At 33.7% G+C, this 23,696-nt stretch carries 22 protein-coding genes and 1 other RNA gene; 3 read left to right on the top strand and 20 right to left on the bottom strand.

Annotated elements, in window-relative coordinates; all coding sequences use genetic code 11:
* Positions 1-266: 266 nt before the first annotated feature.
* A complete protein-coding gene (locus CS063_RS00380; protein ID WP_099447736.1) occupies positions 267-968 on the top strand; it encodes a FadR/GntR family transcriptional regulator in 702 nt (233 codons plus the stop codon).
* A 75-nt stretch (positions 969-1,043) separates the two neighbouring features.
* On the opposite strand, the gene nhaC is transcribed toward CS063_RS00380, so the two are convergent.
* The 18 genes from nhaC to thrC form a co-directional block, all read right to left on the bottom strand.
* Positions 1,044-2,525, bottom strand: coding sequence for a Na+/H+ antiporter NhaC (nhaC, locus tag CS063_RS00375; protein ID WP_180270624.1), 1,482 nt, complete (start codon positions 2,523-2,525; stop codon positions 1,044-1,046).
* Between the two features lie 53 nt (positions 2,526-2,578).
* Positions 2,579-3,748: a trans-sulfuration enzyme family protein gene (locus CS063_RS00370; protein WP_099447734.1), complete on the bottom strand. Its 1,170-nt coding sequence runs from the start codon at positions 3,746-3,748 to the stop codon at positions 2,579-2,581.
* A gap of 349 nt (positions 3,749-4,097) precedes the next feature.
* A complete protein-coding gene (locus CS063_RS00365) occupies positions 4,098-5,078 on the bottom strand; it encodes a hypothetical protein (RefSeq protein WP_099447733.1) in 981 nt (326 codons plus the stop codon).
* A gap of 288 nt (positions 5,079-5,366) precedes the next feature.
* The gene (locus CS063_RS00360) at positions 5,367-7,823 is read right to left on the bottom strand and encodes a SpoIID/LytB domain-containing protein (protein ID WP_099447732.1); all 2,457 of its coding nucleotides are present in this window, start codon (positions 7,821-7,823) and stop codon (positions 5,367-5,369) included.
* Positions 7,824-7,928: 105 nt separating this feature from the next.
* Positions 7,929-8,411 (bottom strand): HD domain-containing protein, encoded by a 483-nt coding sequence (locus CS063_RS00355; RefSeq protein WP_180270623.1) that lies wholly within the window; start codon positions 8,409-8,411, stop codon positions 7,929-7,931.
* A gap of 74 nt (positions 8,412-8,485) precedes the next feature.
* A non-coding RNA gene (gene ssrS / locus CS063_RS00350) (6S RNA) lies at positions 8,486-8,677 on the bottom strand.
* 103 nt (positions 8,678-8,780) lie between these two features.
* Complete coding sequence (locus CS063_RS00345; protein WP_099447730.1) at positions 8,781-9,395, bottom strand: V-type ATP synthase subunit D; 615 nt, start codon at positions 9,393-9,395, stop codon at positions 8,781-8,783.
* A gap of 5 nt (positions 9,396-9,400) precedes the next feature.
* The gene (locus tag CS063_RS00340; protein ID WP_099447729.1) at positions 9,401-10,783 is read right to left on the bottom strand and encodes a V-type ATP synthase subunit B; all 1,383 of its coding nucleotides are present in this window, start codon (positions 10,781-10,783) and stop codon (positions 9,401-9,403) included.
* Between the two features lie 20 nt (positions 10,784-10,803).
* Entirely contained in the window at positions 10,804-12,573 is a 1,770-nt protein-coding gene (locus tag CS063_RS00335; protein WP_099448184.1) for a V-type ATP synthase subunit A, read from the bottom strand.
* The gene (locus CS063_RS00330) at positions 12,566-13,207 is read right to left on the bottom strand and encodes a V-type ATP synthase subunit E family protein (RefSeq protein ID WP_099447728.1); all 642 of its coding nucleotides are present in this window, start codon (positions 13,205-13,207) and stop codon (positions 12,566-12,568) included. Before CS063_RS00330 ends, CS063_RS00335 begins: the two co-directional genes overlap by 8 nt.
* 11 nt (positions 13,208-13,218) lie before the next feature.
* Complete coding sequence (locus CS063_RS00325) at positions 13,219-13,527, bottom strand: V-type ATP synthase subunit F (RefSeq protein ID WP_099447727.1); 309 nt, start codon at positions 13,525-13,527, stop codon at positions 13,219-13,221.
* A 28-nt stretch (positions 13,528-13,555) separates the two neighbouring features.
* Entirely contained in the window at positions 13,556-13,990 is a 435-nt protein-coding gene (locus tag CS063_RS00320) for an ATP synthase subunit C (protein ID WP_099448183.1), read from the bottom strand.
* A 35-nt stretch (positions 13,991-14,025) separates the two neighbouring features.
* Positions 14,026-16,002, bottom strand: coding sequence for a V-type ATP synthase subunit I (locus tag CS063_RS00315; protein ID WP_099447726.1), 1,977 nt, complete (start codon positions 16,000-16,002; stop codon positions 14,026-14,028).
* A 19-nt stretch (positions 16,003-16,021) separates the two neighbouring features.
* Positions 16,022-17,059, bottom strand: coding sequence for a V-type ATPase subunit (locus CS063_RS00310; RefSeq protein WP_180270622.1), 1,038 nt, complete (start codon positions 17,057-17,059; stop codon positions 16,022-16,024).
* Position 17,060: 1 nt separating this feature from the next.
* Complete coding sequence (locus CS063_RS00305; protein WP_099447724.1) at positions 17,061-17,378, bottom strand: hypothetical protein; 318 nt, start codon at positions 17,376-17,378, stop codon at positions 17,061-17,063.
* 367 nt (positions 17,379-17,745) lie between these two features.
* Positions 17,746-18,246: a hypothetical protein gene (locus CS063_RS00300; RefSeq protein WP_099447723.1), complete on the bottom strand. Its 501-nt coding sequence runs from the start codon at positions 18,244-18,246 to the stop codon at positions 17,746-17,748.
* A gap of 53 nt (positions 18,247-18,299) precedes the next feature.
* Positions 18,300-18,806, bottom strand: coding sequence for an SEC-C metal-binding domain-containing protein (locus tag CS063_RS00295; RefSeq protein ID WP_099447722.1), 507 nt, complete (start codon positions 18,804-18,806; stop codon positions 18,300-18,302).
* Positions 18,807-19,088: 282 nt separating this feature from the next.
* Positions 19,089-20,567 (bottom strand): threonine synthase, encoded by a 1,479-nt coding sequence (gene thrC / locus CS063_RS00290; protein WP_099447721.1) that lies wholly within the window; start codon positions 20,565-20,567, stop codon positions 19,089-19,091.
* Positions 20,568-20,823: 256 nt separating this feature from the next.
* Between thrC and CS063_RS00285 the strand changes: the two genes are divergently transcribed.
* Both CS063_RS00285 and CS063_RS00280 read left to right on the top strand, forming a co-directional pair.
* Complete coding sequence (locus CS063_RS00285; RefSeq protein WP_099447720.1) at positions 20,824-21,015, top strand: hypothetical protein; 192 nt, start codon at positions 20,824-20,826, stop codon at positions 21,013-21,015.
* A 50-nt stretch (positions 21,016-21,065) separates the two neighbouring features.
* Positions 21,066-21,419 carry a hypothetical protein gene (locus CS063_RS00280; RefSeq protein WP_099447719.1) on the top strand — a complete coding sequence of 118 codons (354 nt, stop codon included), beginning with the start codon at positions 21,066-21,068 and terminating at the stop codon, positions 21,417-21,419.
* 51 nt (positions 21,420-21,470) lie between these two features.
* On the opposite strand, the gene sigH is transcribed toward CS063_RS00280, so the two are convergent.
* Both sigH and CS063_RS00270 read right to left on the bottom strand, forming a co-directional pair.
* Entirely contained in the window at positions 21,471-22,109 is a 639-nt protein-coding gene (sigH, locus tag CS063_RS00275) for an RNA polymerase sporulation sigma factor SigH (RefSeq protein WP_099447718.1), read from the bottom strand.
* 193 nt (positions 22,110-22,302) lie between these two features.
* Positions 22,303-23,607, bottom strand: a complete 1,305-nt coding sequence (locus tag CS063_RS00270; RefSeq protein WP_456300485.1) for a glutamate-5-semialdehyde dehydrogenase — start codon at positions 23,605-23,607, stop codon at positions 22,303-22,305.
* Positions 23,608-23,696: the final 89 nt, after the last annotated feature.

Here is a 23,696-nt window from a genome sequence, read left to right as displayed (position 1 = left end):
TGATGGACAAGATAAAAATAATAGATTATTATATTCTTAATATTTAAAATAAATTAAAGAGCCATCTCATATCTCACCATACACTCAAAAAGAGGTTAACCTATTTTAGGCTAACCTCTTTTACACTCTTTATTTCTTCTCCTTGCTAATTTATTGCCATGCAATGTGCTCATCTCCCCCATTTACTTGCCTTTTTATTTCAACTCTCGTATAATTATATTAATTAATAAAACAGGTCTAACCTATCCCATTGAAAGAGAGCTATTATGAACGAAACCAATACCCCTTTACAACCTGTCCAAAAAAAATCACTTTATTTACATATATCCGATTCTATTTATAGTTATATCAAGTTGAATAATCTCCAACCTGGTGATAAATTACCCTCCGAAAGAGAGATGGCAACTATGCTACAAATCAGCCGAAACTCCTTAAGAGAAGGACTACGTATTTTAGAAAATAGAGGTCTTATTTATGTCAAGACAGGTCGTGGTGTTTTTGTAAGTAGTCCCTATGGAAAAAGCAGAGCTTTATCGATCCAACTGGATACATGTTCTTTAGAAGATATTACTGAACTCCAAAATACTTTAGACCGTCAATCTGTTTTAAATGCTATTCAACGTGGCTCTATGGAAGAAAAAAATGAACTTGTTCAAATTGCCCAAGAGCTCTCCATATTAGCCCAGGAAAATACCTATAGTCATGTATTAGATAACAGCTTTCACTGTAAGCTCTATGAAATGGGCAAAAATGCAGCTATCTATCAACTGATTATAAAGATTCGAGAAGATCGTTTTATACGTAGGAAAGATAATTCTAATGAAAGCTCTAAAGTTTGGCTTTATACCATCCCTACACACTTACTTTTAGCTCAAGCTATTTTAGAAAACAACATAGAGGCTGCCCTAGCTGCAATGGATTCTATTAACTCCTATGTGGGTTCTCAGATAAATACTTCAACTCAATAAAAATAAGTCAGGCTCCAAGTTGGAAGTCTGACTTATTTTTTATTGAGTTGAAGTATTTATTAAGCTTCTACTTCATTAGGCACTTATCTTGCTTGAGCTATTTAATGCCATATATTCTTCATAATTATCACTACCCTCTTTAATCTTAGCTATACCAAAGCCTGTGAATCCCCAAAGAATGGCAAAGATAACACCCGTATAACATAAGCAAGCCCATGGTGCATACTCTAGTGTAGATACACCCAATGTAGATGACATGAATACTCCTGCTAAAGACCAAGGTACTAAAGGCTCTACTACTGTAACACTATCTTCTAATGTACGAGAAAGGTTTTTACTTTCTAAACCACGTTGTACATATTGTTCACGGAAAAGACCACCTAGCATCAAGAAGGTTACAGAAGCTTCTCCAATAACTGTGATAATTAATACTCCAAGAGCAGTTGTTACTGTAATAAGTTGTCCTGTACCATGAACATATTTCATAATTTTCTCAAGAATAATATCCAAACAACCTGATACAGTTAGTGCACCAATAAATCCAAAAGCACAGAATGCCATAAGGGCTGTATTCATCATAGATGACATGCCACCACGTTCTAACAAACGAAATACTTCACTTGCTATATTGGTTGTATCTACATTCATACTTGCAAACATATCCATTTTGAAACCATTTACCATACTTGTTGCGCAGTCTTGGAATGAAAAACCTTGTACAAATATAGCGATAGCTATAGCAACTGCTGAAGAAATCATCATAACAGGGATAGTAGGTTTTCTTTTAAGTGAACCCATTACAACGACAACTGGAGGTACTAAAAGAATTAAACCTACTGGCATTGTTAAATTAAATAGTTCCCCTAATGAAGCAATAATAGCATCTACTTGACTAACCGTTCCACTACTTGCAAATGAAAAACCTGCTACTAAATAAACAATACAGCTAATAATAAAGCCTGGAACTGTTGTGTAAAACATATGCCCAATATGTTGATATAAATTTGTATTTGTTGCAATAGCGGACATATTCGTACTATCTGAAAGAGGTGACATTTTGTCTCCAAAATAAGCCCCTGATACAATAGCACCTGCTACAGCTGGCAGTGGAGCCCCCATACCTGCTGCAACACTAATCAGTGCAGCTCCTATAGTACCTGCAGCTCCCCATGAAGTACCCGTACTAACAGATAATATAACTGTTACAAGAAATGAAGTTAAAATAATATATTGAGGGCTAATAATTTTTAAACCTATGTATACCAAATAAGGAATGGTTCCACTTACAATCCAAGCCCCAATCATTAAGCCTACACAAATAAGAATCATAATAGCTGGAAAGGCTTTAGCAAGTTTGGCAACAATTTCTTCCTCAATTTCTCTCCAGGAATGACCTAATGCTAAACAAAGAATCGTTGTAAGTGCTGCTAAAATTAATAAAAGAATTTTGATATCAATTTTAAAAATACCTAATCCTAAAAATAATACAACAAACATGACTATAAGTGGCATTACTGCAATAGCAAAACTTGGTTTTTTAGCTGTTTTATGTTCCATACTACACCTCTCTATTTTTTATTATATTGCAAATGACATACTTTACTTCATTTTTAATTTATTTTATCTAATGCTTGCTTTAAATCATCTATTAAATTTTGTGTCCCCTCAAGGCCACAATGTAGTCTTACAATATTTCTATTCCATCCATGGGTAGCAAGATCTTCATCACTCCAGTTATAAGTATAAGCAATGGCAAGACTCTCAAAACCACCCCAAGAAGCACCTTTTCCAAAGAGCTTAAGGCTATCTACGAAAGTAGCCACATCTTTTAAATCTCCCTCTACTTCTACACTTAGTAAACCACTTTCACCCTTTTGTTGTTTACGTGCTAATTCATACTGTGGATGTGAAGGAAGACCCGTATAATGAACACATCTTATTTTAGGCTGCTTTTCTAAATATTTTGCCACTTCCATAGCTGTTTCATGGTGTCTTTGCATACGCACATCTAAAGTTCTTAATCCACGAATAGCAAGCCATGCCTCCATTGGTCCTATTACACCACCAAACCAATCACGTTGTACCATGATGTTACGCATAAACTCTTCGTCTTTAGAAATAAGTACGCCACCAATTAAATCACTATGTCCACCTATATACTTTGTCATCGTATGCATGACAATATCAATACCCATATCAAGTGGTTTTTGAAAAATAGGTGAACAATAAGTATTATCAATATAAGTTTTTATTCCATGCTTTTTAGCTAATTGAGCTACACCTTCTAAATCTATTACTGAAAATACAAGTGTAGTTGGGCTCTCTAATATAATCATATCTGTTTCTGGTCTAATAGCTTCTTCAAAATCTTTTAAGCTCTTACCTTCTACATAAGTTACTTCAATATTATACTTTCTGCATAAAAACTCATCGAGTAAATGTTGGACGGGTCCATAACTTTCACGGATGCAAATGACATGACTTCCAGCTTTACAAACAGCTAAAATAGCTGCAGCACAAGCTGCCATCCCTGCCGAAAAAACTACTGCTCTGGAACCATGCTCTAATGCAGCTAGCTTTTTTTCTAAAATAGTCACTGTTGGATTAGATGCTCTGCCATAATAATATTCATCTTTAAAAATATCCACAGCAAAATACTCATCTACTGTGTCAAATACATGAAGTGAATTCATAAAAATAGGTGGTGTAACCGCATTCATATACTTTTTAGGATCTTCTCCAATATGTGTTATTGCCAAAAGGTCTTTATTGTCTGTCATTATTTTTCCTTCTTTCACGTCTTTTAATCGTATTAATACTTTAGCTTCCAATCATCGGCCGTTTGGTTTTGTGGTACACTGGTTGAACCAGTTATATTTTGAATTATATGCATTGTGTAATATTTTGTCAATATAATAGTTATAAATATTATTTTTTTGTATATATTAAATAATTATTTATATTTTTTTATATAGTTTTAACTAAACTAAAGCTAGCAATAAAAAACACACTTTACTACTTTAATAAATAGCAAAGTGTGTTTTTAATCTGGTTTTAAGTAAGCATTAAAAATATGGATCTATAATCATTTATATACATACACATATTGTTATTGATTTAATAAGCTATTTAGCGAGCCCCTTGGTAAAGATTAGTATCAGTATCCAATTGCCATAACCACGACAAATGATAATAATCAAAAGTTCCTTTATTATTATCACTAAAAGTTATTTGAAATATCCCTTTATATTCACTATTTAGCTTATATTTTGGATGAGCTTTTTTAGAATATCCACTTCCTCCAAAGCTACTGAAAACTTGTCCCTTTGGAATTTCACCACTTACTATTTTTACTGAAACGTAAGATGGCAATACCGCCTCCCCCATACAATTTTTCCAAAACATTTCTGGAAATACTTCATATGTACCACTAGTAATAATCTTATATTTTTTAATATATTCTGCATAGCTCTTAACCTTATCTCTAATAAACTTCTCCCTAATTACATCAAATTTCTCAGCAGATTTAAGAGTGTATTCCGAACATCCATAATCAGCTCCTGAAAAGTCAATATATTTCACCATAAAATCTGCAAATTCTTTTTCATTAAAAGTTCGATAATCCACATTAATGATATGACCTAATAATTGTTCGTATGTTTCCTTCAATTGAGGAATAGATAACTCATTTCTTGCCAGGTTACTTGTAGCTGCTGACTGAACATAAGGCCTTGCAAAACTTATCTTACCTGGCATAACATAAGTGAGTTCAAAATCCTTAGGCATCTTAATAGCCCCCCATGTGGCAAAAGCTCCAGTACCTGCTAATTCACTTCCTTCTTCCCTATACAACTCTTCATAAATCCAATTAGGCACCCCTTCTACTATATAGGGAAATATTTCATAATTTTTAGGCAGATTTACATTCCTTACTTTACGTCCCCATTGGTCTGCATCTTCCACCTTCCTTCTGCTAAAATCCTCATATGGATTTATCTTTTCAAATAAAGCCACCAGCTCATCTACACTAGGTTGTGCATATGCTATCGTCACCGTATTAAGCATCACCCCAAGTACAATGCTAATCTTTTTTATAGTTTTCACATTCATTGTTACTTCTCCTACTAAATTTTTATTTTATAAACGTAAATTTTTAAATAATAATTTTTATATACACAATATTAACATAAAACTATTATATTCTCAACTTTTTACATATATCTTTTTACATATTTAGACTCATCAGAAAAATAAATCAGTAGCATAAATTACAAGGGAACTAACCACTTCTAATCAAAACACATTTGTAGTAGCTCTAAAATCATAAAAAAAACATCTGTTTTGAAGGGTTCAAAAACAGATGTCCTATTTTATAATTTTATTGTTATAATTATATACCTACATTTCCTTTATTTCTATTTGTGGATAAAAATGTTTGAGGATCTCCCTATAGGTATATCCCTTCTTTGCCATGCCTTTTACACCATCTTGACTCATTCCTACACCATGACCATAGCCCCCACCGTACAAGGTAAGTTTACTGAGGTTATTGTTATTGTCATAGGCAATATCTAAGCTAAAAAAAGCACTGGGTAATAAGGCCATTCCCTTTACCTCTGTAGTATCAGCACGTGTTACATCAAGGCTCTGCTTTTCATTGGTTGAAAATAAACTACGAATAAGGTACTCTGTGGAAACTTTAACAATAGCTTTTTCACCTACAATCACTAGTTCCATCATGTTGCCGCCTTGCCCTCTTTTTTTAACTTGCAAATCAGTAATGGTTCCTATTGTATCAAGCTCCCCACTTACCCATTCTTTATTTTCATTAAGTATCTTTACAAGAGAGGGATAATTTTTAGTTAGTTTATTGATGGCAGGATTAATAAGTGCTTCTAGTTCCTCTTTTTGTAACTTCACTTGCCATCTAAACCAAGGGGAATCCTTATCAAAAGCATTCACTTCAGAAGGCTTAAGGGTATAAAATTTATAGGCTTCCTTTTCACTACTCATATCACTAATAAGTTTATCCCCTACATATTGCTGGCGCGATACCAGATAAACAGGTGTGTTCGTAGGGAAGGTTTCACCATTAGCCCATACTTCTCCGAAGTTAGCAGTATAGCCACAGGAGGTTGCAAAAAATTTACTACTAATAATTTTATCATTAAAGTAAAGTGCTTGCCCCTTCGTAGCCTTAGCTGCCTCATAAGCTGATGCATCTGGCATAACTTGCATATATACTTGAGAAGAGACTGTGTCATCAATTTGTGCCCCATAAGCTACATATTTGCTACCCATTTGAGCAGACAATGCATAGGTCCTAGCTGCTATAGCCTGTACCTTAGCTGCTTCTTCTCCATAACTAGCTGGCATTTCACTTGGGATAACACCTGCTACATAATCTTCCATATCTAACTCATTAATGAGATAAAAGCCATCGCCTTCTTTAATAATTTCTAAAGCTCCTTTATAGTGAGGATTTATCTCTTTCCTAGTCATTGAAAGAACTTGTAAATGAGAATCCGTAGTAGGTATAAATTGTACTCTTGTTTCATTCCCTTGCCAGTTAAAATTTTTAGCATTCCATTTATTGTTTTTAGGAAAGGTGAGTGTCTTCCCATTGTAATGTAGCTCGTAATCCTGGGTACTGGTAAGCTGAATATCTTCATGGAGGTAATTTCCCTCTTGACCACTATTTAATAGTACCCTTATTTGGCTACTATTTGGCTTCTTTATAACTTGCATGCTAGTAATAGCTTGATCCTTCATCGTATATTCTACCTCAACACCACAAGGCAAAGCACCTAAAGATGAAAACCCTCCCTCAACTGTTCGATCATAGACCATAACATAGTTATAAGGAAAACGACCTCCTTTTTCTAGCTCAATATAATCTGTTGTTACACGAATCAATGTATCGGTAGCTTTTTGATTTTGGATTTCAAAGCCTGTAATAGTGTTCTTTTTTAAGGTAATCGTGCCGATTGTTCCCTCATCCTTATTCATCAATACTTCATTAGGATATGTTAACTTCACATCTCCAATTTGTATATCAGCTGTTTTTTGATTAACCTTTAAAATATAACATTCCTTGATAATGCTTTCTTCACTTAAGATACGTGTAACAGCTAATATTTCATTATCCTTTACCAAAACCCTTACCGTTTGCCCACAAAGTGAATCTAAAATAAGCCCTTCAAAACCATACTCTCCTTGATCTGTCATCACTTGCCATGCCTTAAGCTTTTCATAAGTAGCAGGTGTTGCAATAAGTACCAAATCTTTTTCTTGAAGTAATATACCTTTCCCCGTGTGTTCTAAAGCTTTGGTATAGCTGGTAATAAATTCATTAAGGTTAATCATTCGATTTAAATTCTTATCACTAGCACTTACACCTACATCATAGCCTTCTCCTAATATTTCATTAAAAAGCTCTGCTATTTGTAAATAGGTCATCCCTTCTGAAGCATTTTCTTTTTTTAAATAGGTAAAACCCCATTCCTTTTCAAGGGCTTCATAATACTTATTGTACCAAATACCTTGGTCTTCACTATTTAAATAAATACTTTGATTTTTTGAAAGGGTATGTACTAATATTTTTGCCACATTAGCCTGTGTACAAAGTACGTTATAAGCTTTTCCTTCTGTTTGCTGTTGTACTTTTTCCTTTTCCTCTCTATTTGATCCTACAGCCACTTCTGTTAGGGGTACGAGTATTTCCTTACCAAATAACATATACCATGTCCCAAATAAAAGAACAATGAGCCACAGCGTACTCCATGACCGTTTTTTCTTGTACGGTTTATGCGGCCTATAGCCATTATAACGTTTCTTCCTGTAACTATTACTCATCTTATTCCCCCTTTTTAGGAAGGTTCTCCTTTATATATTTATGCTACTATCGCCATTAGAAGAACAAGCACTTTTAGTTAACTACTAAAAGGGAACAAGATTTACTTACGCTTTATCATCCCATTCTTGCAAAAGGCTGAAACACTTGCTTCCTCCCTTTGCAAGATGATGATCCCTTATATTTTCTAAAAAGGAAGGTGCATACCCCCCTTTCTTCTTAAGAAGCTCATAGCCATATTGAGGATGATTATAATAACCTCTTATCATCTTAAAGCTTTGAAGCTTTTTTATATTTCCTCTTGTTAAATGATGAAGTAATACCATTATACTTTTTTCTATAATAGATAGAGGCTCTTGTATTTTACCAATATCATGCAAGAGTCCTAATCGTATCATTTCTTCTTTATCACATTCAAAAGAAGTAGCCATTCCTTGTGCTACTCTTATAGCATGCTTCTGCTCATATACTTTCAGAAGAGCAAAAAGCTTTTGTTCCTCTCGGTCTAAGTATTGGTTAATAAAAGCTTGGTCTTCTTTATTGATCTTAGCTGTTAATGCAAGAGTAAATTGCTTAATACGATAGAACATGAGCTTTCTCCTTTTTAAAAAATGCATAAAAAAAAGCATTAACTCCTGTGAGCTAATGCTTTTGTATGTTACAATGATATCCCAAAATGCCGGTCCCACAATTTTGACGCCCTAGCCATTGCTAGGTGGGTGACCTTCCAGATAACTTTGTCTTCCACTGCCCAAAGGGAATTAAGTTGTGGCCTGACATCATTAGCTGCGAAATCAGTCTCCCGATCTTATGTTGTAGGTTCAAAATAGTAGGTTGTCGTACACCCCAGGTTGAATTTGTAATCTTATTATATCATCTTTAGGTATTTTTGCAAGGGTATTTTATGTTGATAGATTGTAAAAAGATGTCAAAATATGAAATCTCCTACTGTTAATGTATTAATTTGAACGTCCTTTAATACGCTTTAAGCGGAAGAAATCTTCTCTCTCTTTTTCCTCAAGTACTTCTTGGATATATTTTACTTGTGCCTTGTATTTTGGAATTTGAATATGCTGAAGCGCATTGGTACGTTTTTGTGTTTTTTGAATTTCTTTTGCTAGCTTAAAAATGGAGTTGTCAATTTCGGCTAAGTCATACATCATATATCTCACATCACGAAACTTTTTGGCTGCTTCATCTACAGCAGGACTTGTATTATGAAATCCATAAGTCGGAATAACCTCAGATTTACTATACCTAATGGTAGGAATATCTACTCCCATAACGCTTTTAAGAAGAATAGAAAATTCTTCATTAAGTGGAATACTATGCGTAATACTCTCTACTTCCTTAATCCCCATAGTGACGTTTACGTTTTGAAGTGCTGCATAAGCCTCTGCTATGACAGTATAAATGTTGGATTGAACATTTTTTGCCTTTTCGACCAATTCCATCATTTCTTTGATTAAAACATTTCGCTTTTTATCCAGTAGTTCAAACCCCTTTTTAGAAAGTTCTAAAGAGGCTTTGGCTTTTATGAGATTGGATTTGGTTGGTGCAACAAGTTCAGCCATAACAATTACTCCTTTTTGCCTTTATAGTACTTTTCAATAAGCTCTGGTTTTAAGCGGTCTAGTTCAGATTTCGGTAAGACGGAGAGAAGCCTCCATCCTAAATCTAAAGTCTCTGTTATACTACGATTTTCAGAGTAACCTTGTGCTACAAACTTTTCTTCAAACATACGACCAAATTTGAGGTAGAGCTTATCCACTTCACCTAAATCATCTTCACCAATAATTTGAGCCAATGAACGTACATCTTGTACCTTAGAATAAGAAGAGAAAATCTGATTAGAAAGCTCTGCATGGTCTTCTCTTGTATATTCTGCACCTATACCATCCTTCATTAATCGTGAAAGCGAAGGTAAGATAGAAATAGGTGGATAAATACCTTTTTGATTTAATTCCCGATTCAAAACGATTTGTCCTTCTGTAATAAACCCTGTTAAATCTGGAATAGGGTGAGTAATATCATCATTAGGCATTGTTAAGATAGGAATAAGTGTAATAGAACCTTCCTTGCCTTCAATCATTCCTGCACGCTCATAAATAGTGGAAAGGTCACTATAAAGATAACCTGGGTAACCTTTACGAGAAGGTACTTCTCCACGTGTTGAAGACATCTCACGTAAAGCCTCACTGTAGCTGGTCATATCGGTTAAGATAACTAATACATGCATATCATGTTCAAAAGCTAAATATTCAGCTGCTGTTAAGGCACAACGAGGCGTAGAAATTCTTTCTGTAATAGGGTCATCTGCTAAGTTAAGATACATAACCACATGGTCTAGTACTCCAGCCGCCTCAAAGCTTTGCATAAAGTAACTCGCATCATCATGACGCACCCCCATAGCCCCAAATACAACCGCAAAGTTATCACTATTAGCCCCTTCAATCTTAGCTTGCTTAACGATTTGTACAGCTAACTCATTATGAGCAATACCATTTCCAGAGAAAATAGGTAACTTTTGACCACGAATTAAAGTCATGAGCGCATCAATACTTGAAATACCTGTTTGAATAAAATTACGTGGGTATTTACGCGCTACTGGATTAATAGGGCGTCCATTTACATTGTATTTGTTTTGAGAAATAATTTGGTAAGCACCATCTATAGGCTCACCAATTCCATTAAAGGTTCTGCCAAGTACATCTTTTGTAAGTGGTAATTTAAGAGGTTCTCCTGTAAATTTAACAGAAGCATTATGAGTAGAAATCCCTGCTGTTCCTTCAAATACTTGTACAACTACATTTTTACCATCAATTTTAATGACTTTACCTCGTCTTAATTCCCCATTGTCGAGCTTTATATGAACCATTTCGTCATAGGCTACATTTTCGATATTGGAAAGGACAATGAGGGGTCCTTCTACTTTTTCTAGTTTTAAGTATTCTTTTCTCATATTATTTCCTTTCCCTAGCTTTATTGATATTTTTGCCTTAATTCTTCATAGGTGTGAACAATTTTCTCTATTAAATCATCTAAGAGCTCAATGTGGTCATTAGGTACATCATATTTCATCTTAATGACTTCTTCAAAAACATTTTCCTTTCGGATAGTAGAAAGTGGAATACCGATTTTTACACAAGTAAGTGCATTCTCATAAAGTGCATCAATTACCTGAAGCATCTTATGTTGTTTTTCTAAACTGACGTAAGTATCTTCCTTATGAAGTGCATTTTGTTGTAAAAAAGCTTTTTTAATAATACGTGCTGTTTCTAGAACAAGAGCTTGATCATTTGGCAGTACGTCCTCTCCTACTAATTGTACAATCTCATTTAGCTTTTCTTCTTCTTGTAAAAGCCTTACCATCTTACCTCTTAAATCCATCATATCCAGTGCCACATTTTGTTTGTACCAATCACTTAACATTGTAACGTAAGCACTATAGCTTGTAAGATAGTTGATGGCTGGATAATGTCTTGCATAAGCAAGTTTTTTGTCAAGTGCTAAAAAAGCACTTACAAACCGCTTTGTATTTTCTGTAACAGGCTCTGAGAAGTCACCACCTGGAGGAGAAACAGCCCCAATAATAGTTACTGAAGCTTCTTCCTCATTAAGCGTCTTTACGCAGCCGGCTCTCTCATAGAACTGAGCAAGCCTAGATGGAAGATAAGCTGGATAGCCTTCTTCAGCTGGCATTTCTTCTAAGCGACCTGAAATCTCACGCAAAGCCTCTGCCCATCTAGATGTTGAATCTGCCATAATAGCTACATCATATCCCATATCTCTAAAATACTCTGCCATCGTAATACCTGTATAGATACTTGCTTCTCTAGCTGCTACTGGCATATTAGAAGTATTTGCAATAAGGATTGTTCGCTCCATAAGTGGCCTATTGGTGCGTGGGTCAATAAGAGCTGGGAACTCCTCTAGTACGTTAGTCATTTCATTACCACGCTCTCCACAACCAATATAAACAATAATATCTGCATCACTCCACTTAGCTAACTGATGCTGTGTGACTGTTTTTCCTGTTCCGAAGCCTCCAGGAAGTCCTACCGTTCCTCCTTTTGCTACTGGAAAAAAGGTATCAATAACACGTTGTCCTGTAATAAGTGGTTTGTAAATAGGTATACGTTTGGCAATAGGCCTTGGTCGACGTACAGGCCATTTTTGCATCAGTGTTAAAGTTACTTCTTGACCTGCTGGTGTCTTTAATACCACAATAGTATCTTTAACCTTATAGCTACCATTTGGTACCACACGAATAACTTCTCCCTCTATGCCTGGAGGTACCATTACCTTGTGAAGAATACTTTGAGTTTCTTGAACCGTTGCATAAATCTCACCTTGAGTTAATACATCTCCTACCTGAACACCAATAGTCGTTTCCCACTCTTTATCTTCATCAATAGAAAGAAGCCCTATTCCTTCTGGAATAAAAATCTTAGAAATTTCTTCAATTTTTTTCAGAGGTCTTTGAATTCCATCAAACATATTTCCTAACATACCCGGTCCTAAGTTAAGAGAAAGGGGACTACCAGTAGAGTAAATCTTTTCTCCTGCTCTAAGCCCTTCTGTCTCTTCGTAAACTTGAACAGTAGCCACATCTCCTTCAAGTGAAACCACTTCACCAATAAGTTGCATTTCACCTACTGTTACCATCTCATTTACCTTAAAGGAAGCCATATTGCTTCCTTTAACAACGGGACCATTTATAAGTTCAACAATACCTAGCTCTTTATTCAATTGTCCCACCAACCTCTCCTATCTCTTTGAAGATGACTTCCATAATGTGATTTTTAGCCTCTTCTAGTGTACCTCTTATGCTTAAATCCATGCGCATATTGAGCTTAGGATCGTCAATAACAAAACCTCCCAAAATAGCAGTTTCTGATTGTTTAAATTTTAACATTCCCTTGTTCAAACCAATCTCTTCTAGCTTCTTAGCAATATAGTTTTGATACTTCTCTAAGTCTTCTAAAGTCATATAAATGATTAAAGCATTTTCATAATTTTTTAAGCTCTCACACTGCATAAGACATTGGTCTATATACATACAATAAGCTTCTGTTTGCGTAAAGTTAATAATTTTTTCTGTTAAATGTTCCATAAAGGTATGGATATATTTCTCCTTGGCAAGCATACTTTCTCTTTTAGTTGCCATCTTACCTTTACTAATTAACTCTATCTTTTTAGCCTCTGCTCTTTTAATGGCTTGAGCAACAATTTCTTCTGCTTGTCTATCAGCCTTTATTTTATTATTTTCAATTTTCTTCTTATACTCATTTTCAAGTTGTAATACTTTACTATCCAACTCTTCTTTTATATCCTGTTGTAAAAGCTTAGAAAAAAGTGTTAATTTTTGTTCAATTGTTACCATATGCTTTCACCTCATATACGAATACCTATAGATTCACGAATGTAATTGGTAATAACATCTGTTCCTCTATGGGTACCGTGTCTATCTGGTATTTCAATAATAAGCGGTTTTCTATTTTTCAGTTTGTATTCCATTATTTCTTCTGGGGCAAGATCTACTATTTTTTCGGTAAGAATAATAATACCAATCTCAGGATCAATCATAGCTACCTTCATCATATCTAAAACTTCTTCTTTATGATGTACAATCACACCTTGTATGCCAGCTAGCCTCATGCCAACTAATGTATCTCGGTTATCACTTATTAAAAATGATTTCATATTCTTTCTCTTTTCTATAAATAATAAATTAAACGAATAAGATTAAGATAGAAATAATCATCCCATAAATGGCAATACCTTCAGCCATACCTACAAAAATAAGGGTTTTACCAAGAATTGTTGGGTCTTCTGAAACTGCACCAATAGCTGATGAACCTACTGAACCTACTGCCATACCTGTTCCGATTGTAGCAAGACCTGTACTAAGGGCTGCGGCTACATATTTAAAACCTTCTCCTAAAGAAATACTAGTTGCAGCTGCTGCTGTTGTTACTTCTGTTGCTGCCATAAGGGGATTTACAATCCCTAAGCCCATAAAAGAAAGTACCGCTAAACTAAATAATGATAATGAAGTCATCATTGCAACCTTTAAATTACCTTTTTTACTAGATTTCATCATTTTAATACCATATAAAATGGTTGTACTTGCAATTATTAAAGCTAAAAAAATTATAGATTTCATATTAAATTTTCCACCCTTCTTCATTTAAACGTCTTTTAATCTTCTAATTTAATTGGTGAGTAGGCAATACCATCCCCACTGAAATACTTACTAAACATTTCATAATATTGTAACCTTAAGCCTTGAATAAATACAACTAAACCCTCTAGTGTAAGGATTAGCACATTACCAAGTACTAAAATCAATACCTTTAATACTATATTATTCATCATGCCTGCCATTACTGAAAAGGCTAAAAAAAGCCCTGCATGGTTCAGTGCAAATGCACCTACACGAATGAATGAAATAGCATTACTTAATGCAGATAAAATGGTTTCAATACCTTCAAAGCTACTTTCTACATAATATGAAGATCGATCTCCATGTATAAGAGGTCTCTTACCTTCTATCAAATTACTTAGAGGTTCTTTGAAAATCATCATAATAAGAGACACAATCATGACACTAATTGGTACTAAAACAGAAATAGGTACAACTCGAATAAGCGTTAAACCTGTAAAAATAAGCCCTATAAAAAAGAAGTAACCAACCATTCCGTTTTTTCCAAATATACCATCTTCTAAATCTCTCTTCCTTAAGCAGTTTACAATACCAAAGCCATAAGCTACTGTAAGAACAACTACACCAAAGGCAACACCTACAGCTAATATAGGCATAATATTAGTTGTGTTAAGAGGTCCTCCATGCACAAGTGCAATATCTTTGATAAACGGCACTTCTTCTAGCCCAAAAATACTACCATAAACAAATCCAAACAAGATAGAACTTCCACCAAGTCTTGTAAGTACACCACCTGCAGTTTCATTCTTTTTATAAAGTATGACTCCTGCTAAGAAATAAACCAAACCTTGCCCGATATCACCAAACATGATACCAAACATTAAACAAAAAGTAATTGCTAAAAATGGTGTAGGATCAATTTCTATATAGGAAGGTAATCCATAGAGCTTAACAATCATTTCAAATGGCTTAAAGAACCAGTTGTTATTTAGTAATGTGGGCGGTTCACTCTTTTTGCCAACCTCTTCTGCTGTTTTACACAATATGACATATTTATCTGTTACATTTGCAATCTTTTCCTCGACTTTCTTTTTATCCTTTTTTTTGATCCAAGCATTAAGCACAAAAACATTGTTTCCGTGGATGATTTGTTCCTTTAATTGAAGGATTTTCTCTTCTAACTTAATGCGAGAATATATTCTATTTAAACGAAGAATAATCTCTTCTTTGTTTTTAAAGATAGTTCCTTCTAAATCACTCATTTCTTTTTGCAGACACTGAATGCGTTCTGTCGCTGCTATTATGAGTTGACTTGTATTACCTTTTATCCCATCTGGGAGGTTAATTTTATTCCAGTTTAAAGATTTAAGAAGTTTTGTAGTTTCTTCTTTAAATTGACTTAAGTATAATACAATATAAATATCTTCGCTTGATGCCTCTACATCTCCTATTTGAAAAAGGAGTGCACTAATATTCTCATAATTTTTTTTGATATGATTTCTATTATCCCTAGAAAGCATCCCTATTTCATACTCGAAGTAGGTCATATCCTCTAGTTGTCCAAAATCGATTCCTTTTTCATGAATATGGCTTATTCTTTCTTTAAAAAGCTCTAACTCTTTCATTTGCTTTCTTTTTTCATTCATCGTTTGGATGTTTGGTTTTATAGCCTCTAATAATTCTTTTAAATCTTCTTCAGCATTTTTTAAAGAATAAGCCCCTATATCTTCTTTTATGATCTTTAGTGCAATATCAAGCCCCTTACTCATTTCTACTACACTGTTCTCAAGTTCACTATAATGACTAGCAAGCTGTGCATAATCCTCTGTCTTATATATTTTGCCACTCGGCACCATTGCTTCATACTCATGAACAAGATAACTATTTTCTGATAAATCGCCGTGCTCTAAATTGAGATGTATATTTTCACAAAGTACTAATTGTTGTAATATCGCATGCTCTTCATCTAAAGCTCCGACTAGATTAAGCAAAATCATTTTCTCAATAGCCATCTATAACTTCCTCCGCTCGTTAAATTGTATGAACTAAATACTCCTTTAGTTCATTTTCTGGCAAGGTATACCTTATGCCTTCTGTAAGAGCAATTAAGTCCTCCTTCTCTATATTAAGAATATAGAGATATGTTAAAGATGTAGATATATTTTCTCTGTTATCTTCCATCTTTAAAGCATATTCATAAATATATTTGTCCATTCTTTTTGTCAAAAAAGCATCTTTTTCTTCTTCAAATACAGGATATGCTAAATACTTGGTAGCTAAACCTCTTAACTCTTGTAAGCTTTTCGTATACGTAAGTGCTTTGAGTTTTTTATAAGTAGTTCTATTCCCTACAGGTAAAGAGTAGATGAGTATTTCTTCTGGTGAAATATCATAATACTTAATAGCCCGATAGATCCACTGAATATTAATCAAATCTGCTTTAGTTCCTACCAATTTACTTACTATCTTTTGATCAGTTGGCGTTAGTTTAGCTGCTTTTTCCATTATTTGTTTATAAAAGAGAATATACAATTTCATTTCCATATGAAATTTTTGTTTTAATGTGTCTTCTTGGTTAAGAGTTTTTAAAACCTCGTAGTAAGGTGTCCCCCTTAAAGCTTCAATGAACTGTGTCAAATTCTTACATCCTACCAGATGATTAAAATTTGCTAGTGCATAGTGCTCTGAATGAATAAAGAAGCGATTTATATCTTGTATCTCCTCATACCCTGAAATACTTCTTGAAAGGAGCAATAAATCACTTATCTCATACTCCATTAAAAGTGTTTTAAAAAACTCTTTATAACTTCCTGAAAAATAATGAAGCATCCTTTCTATTTCTTTTACGACATAACGATCCAGAATGACTTCTAAATCTGTACGATGTAACTCTTCCGCCTTATAACTATTTACAACTTCTTTATATCCTGGTCTTTTCTTTAGAAATTCAATTATTTGAGTGACTGAACGTGATTCAGCTAACTTCTCCCATTCTTTTTGTGAAAGGAGAGTCTTCCTTCGTGCATAAATCTTCGTGTTAATCGCTCGATAAGGTGCAAAAGGATTCATACTATCCCTCCACTTTAAAAAGTTCATTAAAAACTTGATCTAGTAGTCTAGCTTCTACTTTTAAATACTTGTTTGCAACAAGTAGTGAGGCCTCTTTGGCTTTTTCTTCTTCAAGATCATATTCCTTTTTACCAATCTCGACAATTTGATTATACTGCTCCTCTGCCTTTTTTTCTGCTGCATCCATTACACTTTCTTTATACGTCTTCATTTCATTTTCATACTGAAGCTGTTTTTCCCTTAAACTCATTTCACTTTTCTTTTTAGTATCTACTGCAACAGTATCAATCTTAATAATTTCTTTAATGATATCCTCCATAACTATTCCCTTTCTTATTTCTAGACTAGTTTATGAATTATCGTAAACTAAATTTCTCCTTCTATTCTATCACTTTAATATAAAAAATAAAGTGCTATCTCTTGTATTTACTATTTTAATATATTTATGGTGCACATAAGTTCTATATATAGTTAGGGCATATTTATCAATATCCTCCTACATAATTAGTATACTGTCACAAATAGTCTTATTGAAATTTGTTAATATTTTGTATATTTTGTCATAATCATGAAAATACCTCCTTATATATTCATTTTTTTGTAGAATTTATACAATAATTAAAAACCCCAGACAATTAATTGCCTAGAGTCTTTACTTATTTATTATCTTTATTATTTAATATTTTTTATTTTTTTACATCCCACAAAAATTCAATTTTATTTTTATTTTGTCCAAATGAAATAAATTTAATATAATTATAACTATCAATTTCTTTAGTAAAATTCATTTCATAAAAATTCATATTCTTTTTCACTTTTACTTTATGACTTTCAATCTCTTCTGGACATAATTCATAACCTATTAAAAAAGCCTTATGAGCTTCCTCGTCAATAAAAAGAGTTGATACGCTATTAAAATACGTAAAGCCTAGTACCAAAAACGTAATCAAAAGACTGGATGTATTAAATGGCTTATTTCCCCATAAGGCTGCTCCATTAATAAATAATGTTCCTACGGTGCAGCAAAGGCTTACGGTTGTAAAAAAATCTCTTTTTAAAATTAAAATCTTAATAGCTTTAGGGTACTGCTCTTTAAATGTTTTGGACTTACTATTATTAATCATTTTTAAAACGATTACTAATATGTAAATAAGTCCTATTAAATAGTATGACCATTTAATATCCACCTTTTATGCACTTCCTTTCTTTTATTTAAAAAATAACTGCTCATAACGAGCAGCTATTTTCCACAACATTGTTTGTATTTTTTTCCGCTACCACATGGGCAAGGCTCATTACGTCCTACTTTTTTCTCTTTTACTACTGTTTTTGTTTTGTTATAGTCTCTTTTAATAGTTGCTCTTTCTTCATCGGTTAAAAGAGTTTGCCACTGTGGAAGTCCATAAAGCCACTCTGCCTTAGCATCTAACATGTTCCAATATAACTTAGCTAAATCATATTCTAATTTAACAACTGATTCACCATTAAAGTCTTCTAAATTGTATTCTCCAGCTACAAGACTTGAATTAATACCATCCACAAAACCTAGGAATTCTACATCGTTCATATTAAAACGTTTACCCAGTTCTGAAATAGTACCTTCTACCACTTCATCCCTATGTGAAAGAAGATAGTCGTAAACATCTCTTTCTCTAGCAAGATAGTCTTCTACTACTTTCTTGTATTCTTCCACTGATTTTTCTTTAGAATCTTCTCCGTAGTTGTTCCATTCTTCATATAATGTCATTGGTATTTTCTCCTTTTTTACTTGAAGTATGTACTTACTATTTGACTCTAGTACAGCACATGATGCTCACTATTTACTCTGCCATTACTTCTATCTTTAGATAGAGTATAATCAGTGAGTTTATCTCTCTACATTTTATATCAGGTAGCAAGGTTTAATCCCCTACTAAGGTCATACTTGCCCCTTTAGCATAACTATTATACCTTACTTCCTGCATTTTGACCACTCCTTATTTTTTACACATTTTACCACAGTTTTATATACCTTAAGGAGTTGCTTATATTATACCAAAAATTGGCTAACAATATGCTTCATCTCACTTACTTCACAGATTGTATCATGCTTAATAGGTCTTGTCGCAATTTGATCCATTGCTTTTGGCATATCCCCTTTAATAAGATGATGCATTTCCTCTAATAAAGTAAAGTCATCTTTCCCTTCGTATTGAGCATCAATGGCTGTCATAACACTTCCTGTAAATTTATAAGGACTAGCTGTAGAAACAATCACATTAGGTGTTTGATCTCCCGTTTCCTTTACATATTTGTCATAAGTAGCATAAGCTACAGCTGTATGTGTATCCATTAAATAGCCTTCTTCATCATATACTTTTTTAATAGTTGCCTTAGTTATTTCATCATCTGCATAGCCACCATAGAAATCACTTAACTTTTCCTTCATTCCATCAGTAATGGTATATAGACCTTTTTCTTTAAGATCTGCCATCATTTCTTTAATTAACTCTGTGTTTTCACCACTAATATGATAAAGGAGTCTTTCAAGGTTACTAGAAATAAGAATATCCATAGAAGGTGAGGCTGTTAAGAAAAATTCTCTATTTCTATCATATGTTCCTGTCTGAAGGAAATCAAAAAGGACTTTATTGGTATTAGATGCGCAAAGAAATTTATTTATTGGAAGTCCCATATTTTTTGCATAATAAGCCGCTAAAATGTTACCAAAGTTTCCTGTTGGAACAGTGACATTCATAGGCTTACCACATTCTAATTTGCCTGCTTTAACAAGCTGCGCATAAGCCGAGAAATAATAAGCTACTTGTGGTACAAGGCGTCCGATGTTAATCGAGTTTGCAGAAGAAAAAGCATAATTTTTTTTATTTAATTCTGTTGCAAAATCATTATCTCCAAAGATTTCTTTTACACCTGTTTGACAATCATCAAAATTACCTTTTACACCTACAACAAGGGTATTATCTCCTTCTTGTGTTAGCATTTGTCTTTTTTGCACATCGCTTACACCATCTTGTGGAAAGAAAACAATAATTTTGGTACCAGCTACATTTGCAAAGCCCTCAAGAGCAGCTTTACCAGTATCACCTGAGGTAGCTGTTAAAATAACAATATCCTTTTCTTCTTTATTGTACTTTTTGCTAGTAAGCATAAAGTAAGGCAAGATAGAAAGTGCCATATCCTTAAATGCAATGGTTGGTCCATGAAAAAGCTCTAAGAAATTCGCACTTTTAGCACATGCAAGTGGTGCAATTTTGTCTGTATCAAATTTGCTGTCATAAGCATTTTCAATACAGTATTTAAGATCTTCTTCTTTCATATCATCAAAAAATAAACGAATGACACGATAGGCAAGCTCTTTATAATCCCAGTTCAATAATTCTTCTAAGGAAAAATCTATTTGAGGTAGTCTAGTAGGTACAAATAAACCACCTTCCTCAGAAATACCTTGTAAAATAGCTTTTGTTGCTGTCATATTATCTATAAAACTTCTTGTGCTTGTATAAAACATCGTCTAAAATCTCCCCTTTGTATAGTCTTAGCTAGCATAATCTCAATTATTCTGATTTTTTATATATGTGATTATACCCTATCTGTCTCCTAAATGCAAAATGTTCTTTGGAAAATAAGTAAGACTCTATTTTTTCGACTTATTTGTAACATAAATTCCAAAAGTTTCATACTTTATAGTGAGAGAAAAATAATGCGGTAAAAATTCCGCTTCTCTATATGTTTTTAAGCGTATTAATAATCTAGGAGGTATTTTTATGGCATATCAAAATGATTTAGGTTGTCTTGTTAATCAAAAAGCTGTTGTTCATACAGGTCGTTGTTGCTACTGTGTTATCATTACCCAAGTTTGCCCATGCTACATCCGAGCAATTGAAATGGGAAGTGGTAATATCAGATACTTTAACTTTGATCGTATCGATTATATTGAAGAAGTATTACCTTGCTAATCATAGCCTGTCAATAAACAGTAACCAACATTTTTTAAGGAGGATTTAATATGAGTTGTTGTGGAAAAAGCTGTGGAAATTTTTATACTCGTCCTAATAATTGTCTTTGCAATACAGAAGAAAGAAAATGCAATCCTAGCTGTGGTCCTGTAGGTGAAGGCGGGATTTCTAGCCCTTGCTACAATTGTAATGATCTTTACTGTCAAGATAGCTTAAAAGAAGCTGCTAGACAATTAACTAATCAACGCGCTATCATTCATTCTGGTGGTTGTAAAATGTGTGTTGTTATAGTTGGTATCGGCGATTGTTTTATTAAAGCTATCAACTACTGTACAAACCGCGTTGTTTACTTCAACTTAAGTCGTATCGATAACATCGAAGATGTACTTCCACGTTGCTATTAATAACAAGTTAAGTACAAAAACCGGTGGCCTTTAAAGGCTCTACCGGTTTTTTTAATGTGGATAACAAATAATATCTAATTTTTTCTTAATACGTTGTAGGGCATTATCAATTGATTTAACAGACTTATCTAACTCCTTGGCAATCTCATGATAATTTTTCCCCTGTGTATGAAGCTCTAATACTTGCCATTCTAAACTACTTAGTTTCTTTTTAATATTTTCATTTAAGATTTCTACATTCTCTTGGTCAATGAGTTCATCCTCTGGTGTAAAAGCACCGTTCATTTTAATGACATCCATTAAGGTGATATTTTCTTCATCTTCATCACTATTTCTATTACTTATAGGAATATTAAGTGAAATGCTGGAATTAAGAGGAATATGTTTTTGTCTCGATACTGATTTAAAAGCTGTACTAATTTGGCGACTAATACAGATACTTGCAAAAGATTTAAAACTAGCTTCTTTGTGCATATTGTAGTCACAAATTGCTTTATAAAGCCCTATCATTCCCTCTTGAATTAAATCTTCCTTGTCTGCCCCTATGAAAAAATTAGCCTTTATTTTATGACGTACAAAGCGCTTATAACGCTTAACTAGTACTTCGATAGCTTCTTTATTTCCTAGGCGATGGGCTGTAATGAGTTCCTCATCGGTCATTTGTTCTAGCATATCATAACTATCTGTCATCTTTAAAACCTCCCAACCTACTTTCTCACGCCATAAGCTTTTTAATCTCTCAAATATGTTCTGTTTTTTCTTCTGTAATATAGCCTTGGCGATTTGCAAGTAGCTCTATCAGTTGATTTCTAACCTCTTGCCATTTCTCCTTAACTCAACTAACTAAGTGTTCCCATCTAAATATCCTATTATAGCCACCAACTCATAATTTTTTATGTGTAAAATGCTTATCACCACTGGCATAATCTTCTACAATATGCCCTTTACCTACTAATTTGTACTTATAAATTAAAAGTCCTTCTAACCCTACCGGCCCTCTGGCATGAATTTTAGAAGTACTTACACCTACTTCTGCTCCAAAACCATAACGAAAACCATCACTAAAACGTGTCGATACATTATGAAATACATTACCAGAATCTACAAGCATCATAAAAGTTTGTGCAGTATCCTCATTGGTTGTTATAATACAATCTGTATGACCTGAACCATAAGTATTAATATGGTCAATAGCTTCCTTTATACTTTCCACCACTTTAATAGAAAGCATGTAATCCAGATATTCTGTCTGCCAATCTTCTTCTGTTGCCTCTTCCACTTCGATTATTTCACGTGTTCGTGCACAGCCTTTAAGCTTTACCTTTTTTTCATCCATTGCTTGTTTTAATTGAGGTAAGAAAAAAGGAGCAATTTCTTTGTGAACAAGTAAAGTTTCTAGAGCATTGCATACCACTACATATTGTGTTTTAGAATCCACAACTACCTTTACTGCCATATCTAAATCCGCCTCTTTATCCACATAGGTGTGGCAAATCCCATCTGCATGACCGATTACAGGGATATTGGTATTTTTCATAATATAACTTACAAAGTCATTAGAGCCTCTAGGCACTAAAAGATCTATATACTTATCTAATTTTAAGATAGCACTTACATCTTCTCTACTTTCCATTAAAGCAATCCACCCCTCTGGCATACCTGCTTTAAGAGAAGCTTCTTTAATAATTTCAAAAAGAATACGATTCGTTTCCTTAGCCTCACTCCCTCCTTTTAATAAAACTCCATTTCCACTTTTTAGACAAAGAGTTGAAATCTGGACTAGGGCATCTGGACGTGACTCAAAAATAATCCCTACTACACCAATAGGACAAGCTACACGCGTTAAAATAAGCTCTGTATCTAGCTCTGTTCGAAGTTGTACCTTGCCTACAGGATCTTCTAAATTACAAAGACTTTCTATCCCTGCGATTACATCCTTTCTCTTTGCATCATCAAATTTAAGACGTTTTAGAAGAGGTAAGGCTACTTGTTCTTTCTCACTGTTCACTCTATCTATGGCATTTGCTTTTTCTATAGCTTCTTTATTTTCTTCTAGTGCCTTTGCAATAGCCATAAGAGCCTTGTTTTTTTCATCACTCCCTACAGCAGCTAAACAAATAGCTGCTTCTCTTGCTTTTTTTGCAGCTTCTATAATAGTCATCCCTATTTCCTCCTTATAATTTACTATGTTTTCACTTATTTTAGAGTACCATTTCTTAAATAGCAAGTCTGTTTTAAAATTATACCATATATTGTTCACTATTCATTGCATGTCTT

The organism is Sporanaerobium hydrogeniformans, assembly GCF_002735925.1.
Lineage (GTDB): Bacteria > Bacillota > Clostridia > Lachnospirales > Cellulosilyticaceae > Sporanaerobium > Sporanaerobium hydrogeniformans.
The sequence above is the reverse complement of the archived record's forward strand: the minus strand, read 5'-3'. Positions and strand labels throughout refer to the sequence as shown.

Coding starts and splice junctions, on each gene's coding strand:
- CS063_RS00380 (WP_099447736.1), top strand. CDS start 267: ATGAACGAAACCAATACCCCTTTACAACCTGTCCAAAAAAAATCACTT.
- nhaC (WP_180270624.1), bottom strand. CDS start 2,525: ATGGAACATAAAACAGCTAAAAAACCAAGTTTTGCTATTGCAGTAATG.
- CS063_RS00370 (WP_099447734.1), bottom strand. CDS start 3,748: ATGACAGACAATAAAGACCTTTTGGCAATAACACATATTGGAGAAGAT.
- CS063_RS00365 (WP_099447733.1), bottom strand. CDS start 5,078: ATGAATGTGAAAACTATAAAAAAGATTAGCATTGTACTTGGGGTGATG.
- CS063_RS00360 (WP_099447732.1), bottom strand. CDS start 7,823: ATGAGTAATAGTTACAGGAAGAAACGTTATAATGGCTATAGGCCGCAT.
- CS063_RS00355 (WP_180270623.1), bottom strand. CDS start 8,411: ATGTTCTATCGTATTAAGCAATTTACTCTTGCATTAACAGCTAAGATC.
- CS063_RS00345 (WP_099447730.1), bottom strand. CDS start 9,395: ATGGCTGAACTTGTTGCACCAACCAAATCCAATCTCATAAAAGCCAAA.
- CS063_RS00340 (WP_099447729.1), bottom strand. CDS start 10,783: ATGAGAAAAGAATACTTAAAACTAGAAAAAGTAGAAGGACCCCTCATT.
- CS063_RS00330 (WP_099447728.1), bottom strand. CDS start 13,207: ATGGTAACAATTGAACAAAAATTAACACTTTTTTCTAAGCTTTTACAA.
- CS063_RS00325 (WP_099447727.1), bottom strand. CDS start 13,527: ATGAAATCATTTTTAATAAGTGATAACCGAGATACATTAGTTGGCATG.
- CS063_RS00320 (WP_099448183.1), bottom strand. CDS start 13,990: ATGAAATCTATAATTTTTTTAGCTTTAATAATTGCAAGTACAACCATT.
- CS063_RS00315 (WP_099447726.1), bottom strand. CDS start 16,002: ATGGCTATTGAGAAAATGATTTTGCTTAATCTAGTCGGAGCTTTAGAT.
- CS063_RS00310 (WP_180270622.1), bottom strand. CDS start 17,059: ATGAATCCTTTTGCACCTTATCGAGCGATTAACACGAAGATTTATGCA.
- CS063_RS00305 (WP_099447724.1), bottom strand. CDS start 17,378: ATGGAGGATATCATTAAAGAAATTATTAAGATTGATACTGTTGCAGTA.
- CS063_RS00295 (WP_099447722.1), bottom strand. CDS start 18,806: ATGACATTATATGAAGAATGGAACAACTACGGAGAAGATTCTAAAGAA.
- thrC (WP_099447721.1), bottom strand. CDS start 20,567: ATGTTTTATACAAGCACAAGAAGTTTTATAGATAATATGACAGCAACA.
- CS063_RS00285 (WP_099447720.1), top strand. CDS start 20,824: ATGGCATATCAAAATGATTTAGGTTGTCTTGTTAATCAAAAAGCTGTT.
- CS063_RS00280 (WP_099447719.1), top strand. CDS start 21,066: ATGAGTTGTTGTGGAAAAAGCTGTGGAAATTTTTATACTCGTCCTAAT.
- sigH (WP_099447718.1), bottom strand. CDS start 22,109: ATGACAGATAGTTATGATATGCTAGAACAAATGACCGATGAGGAACTC.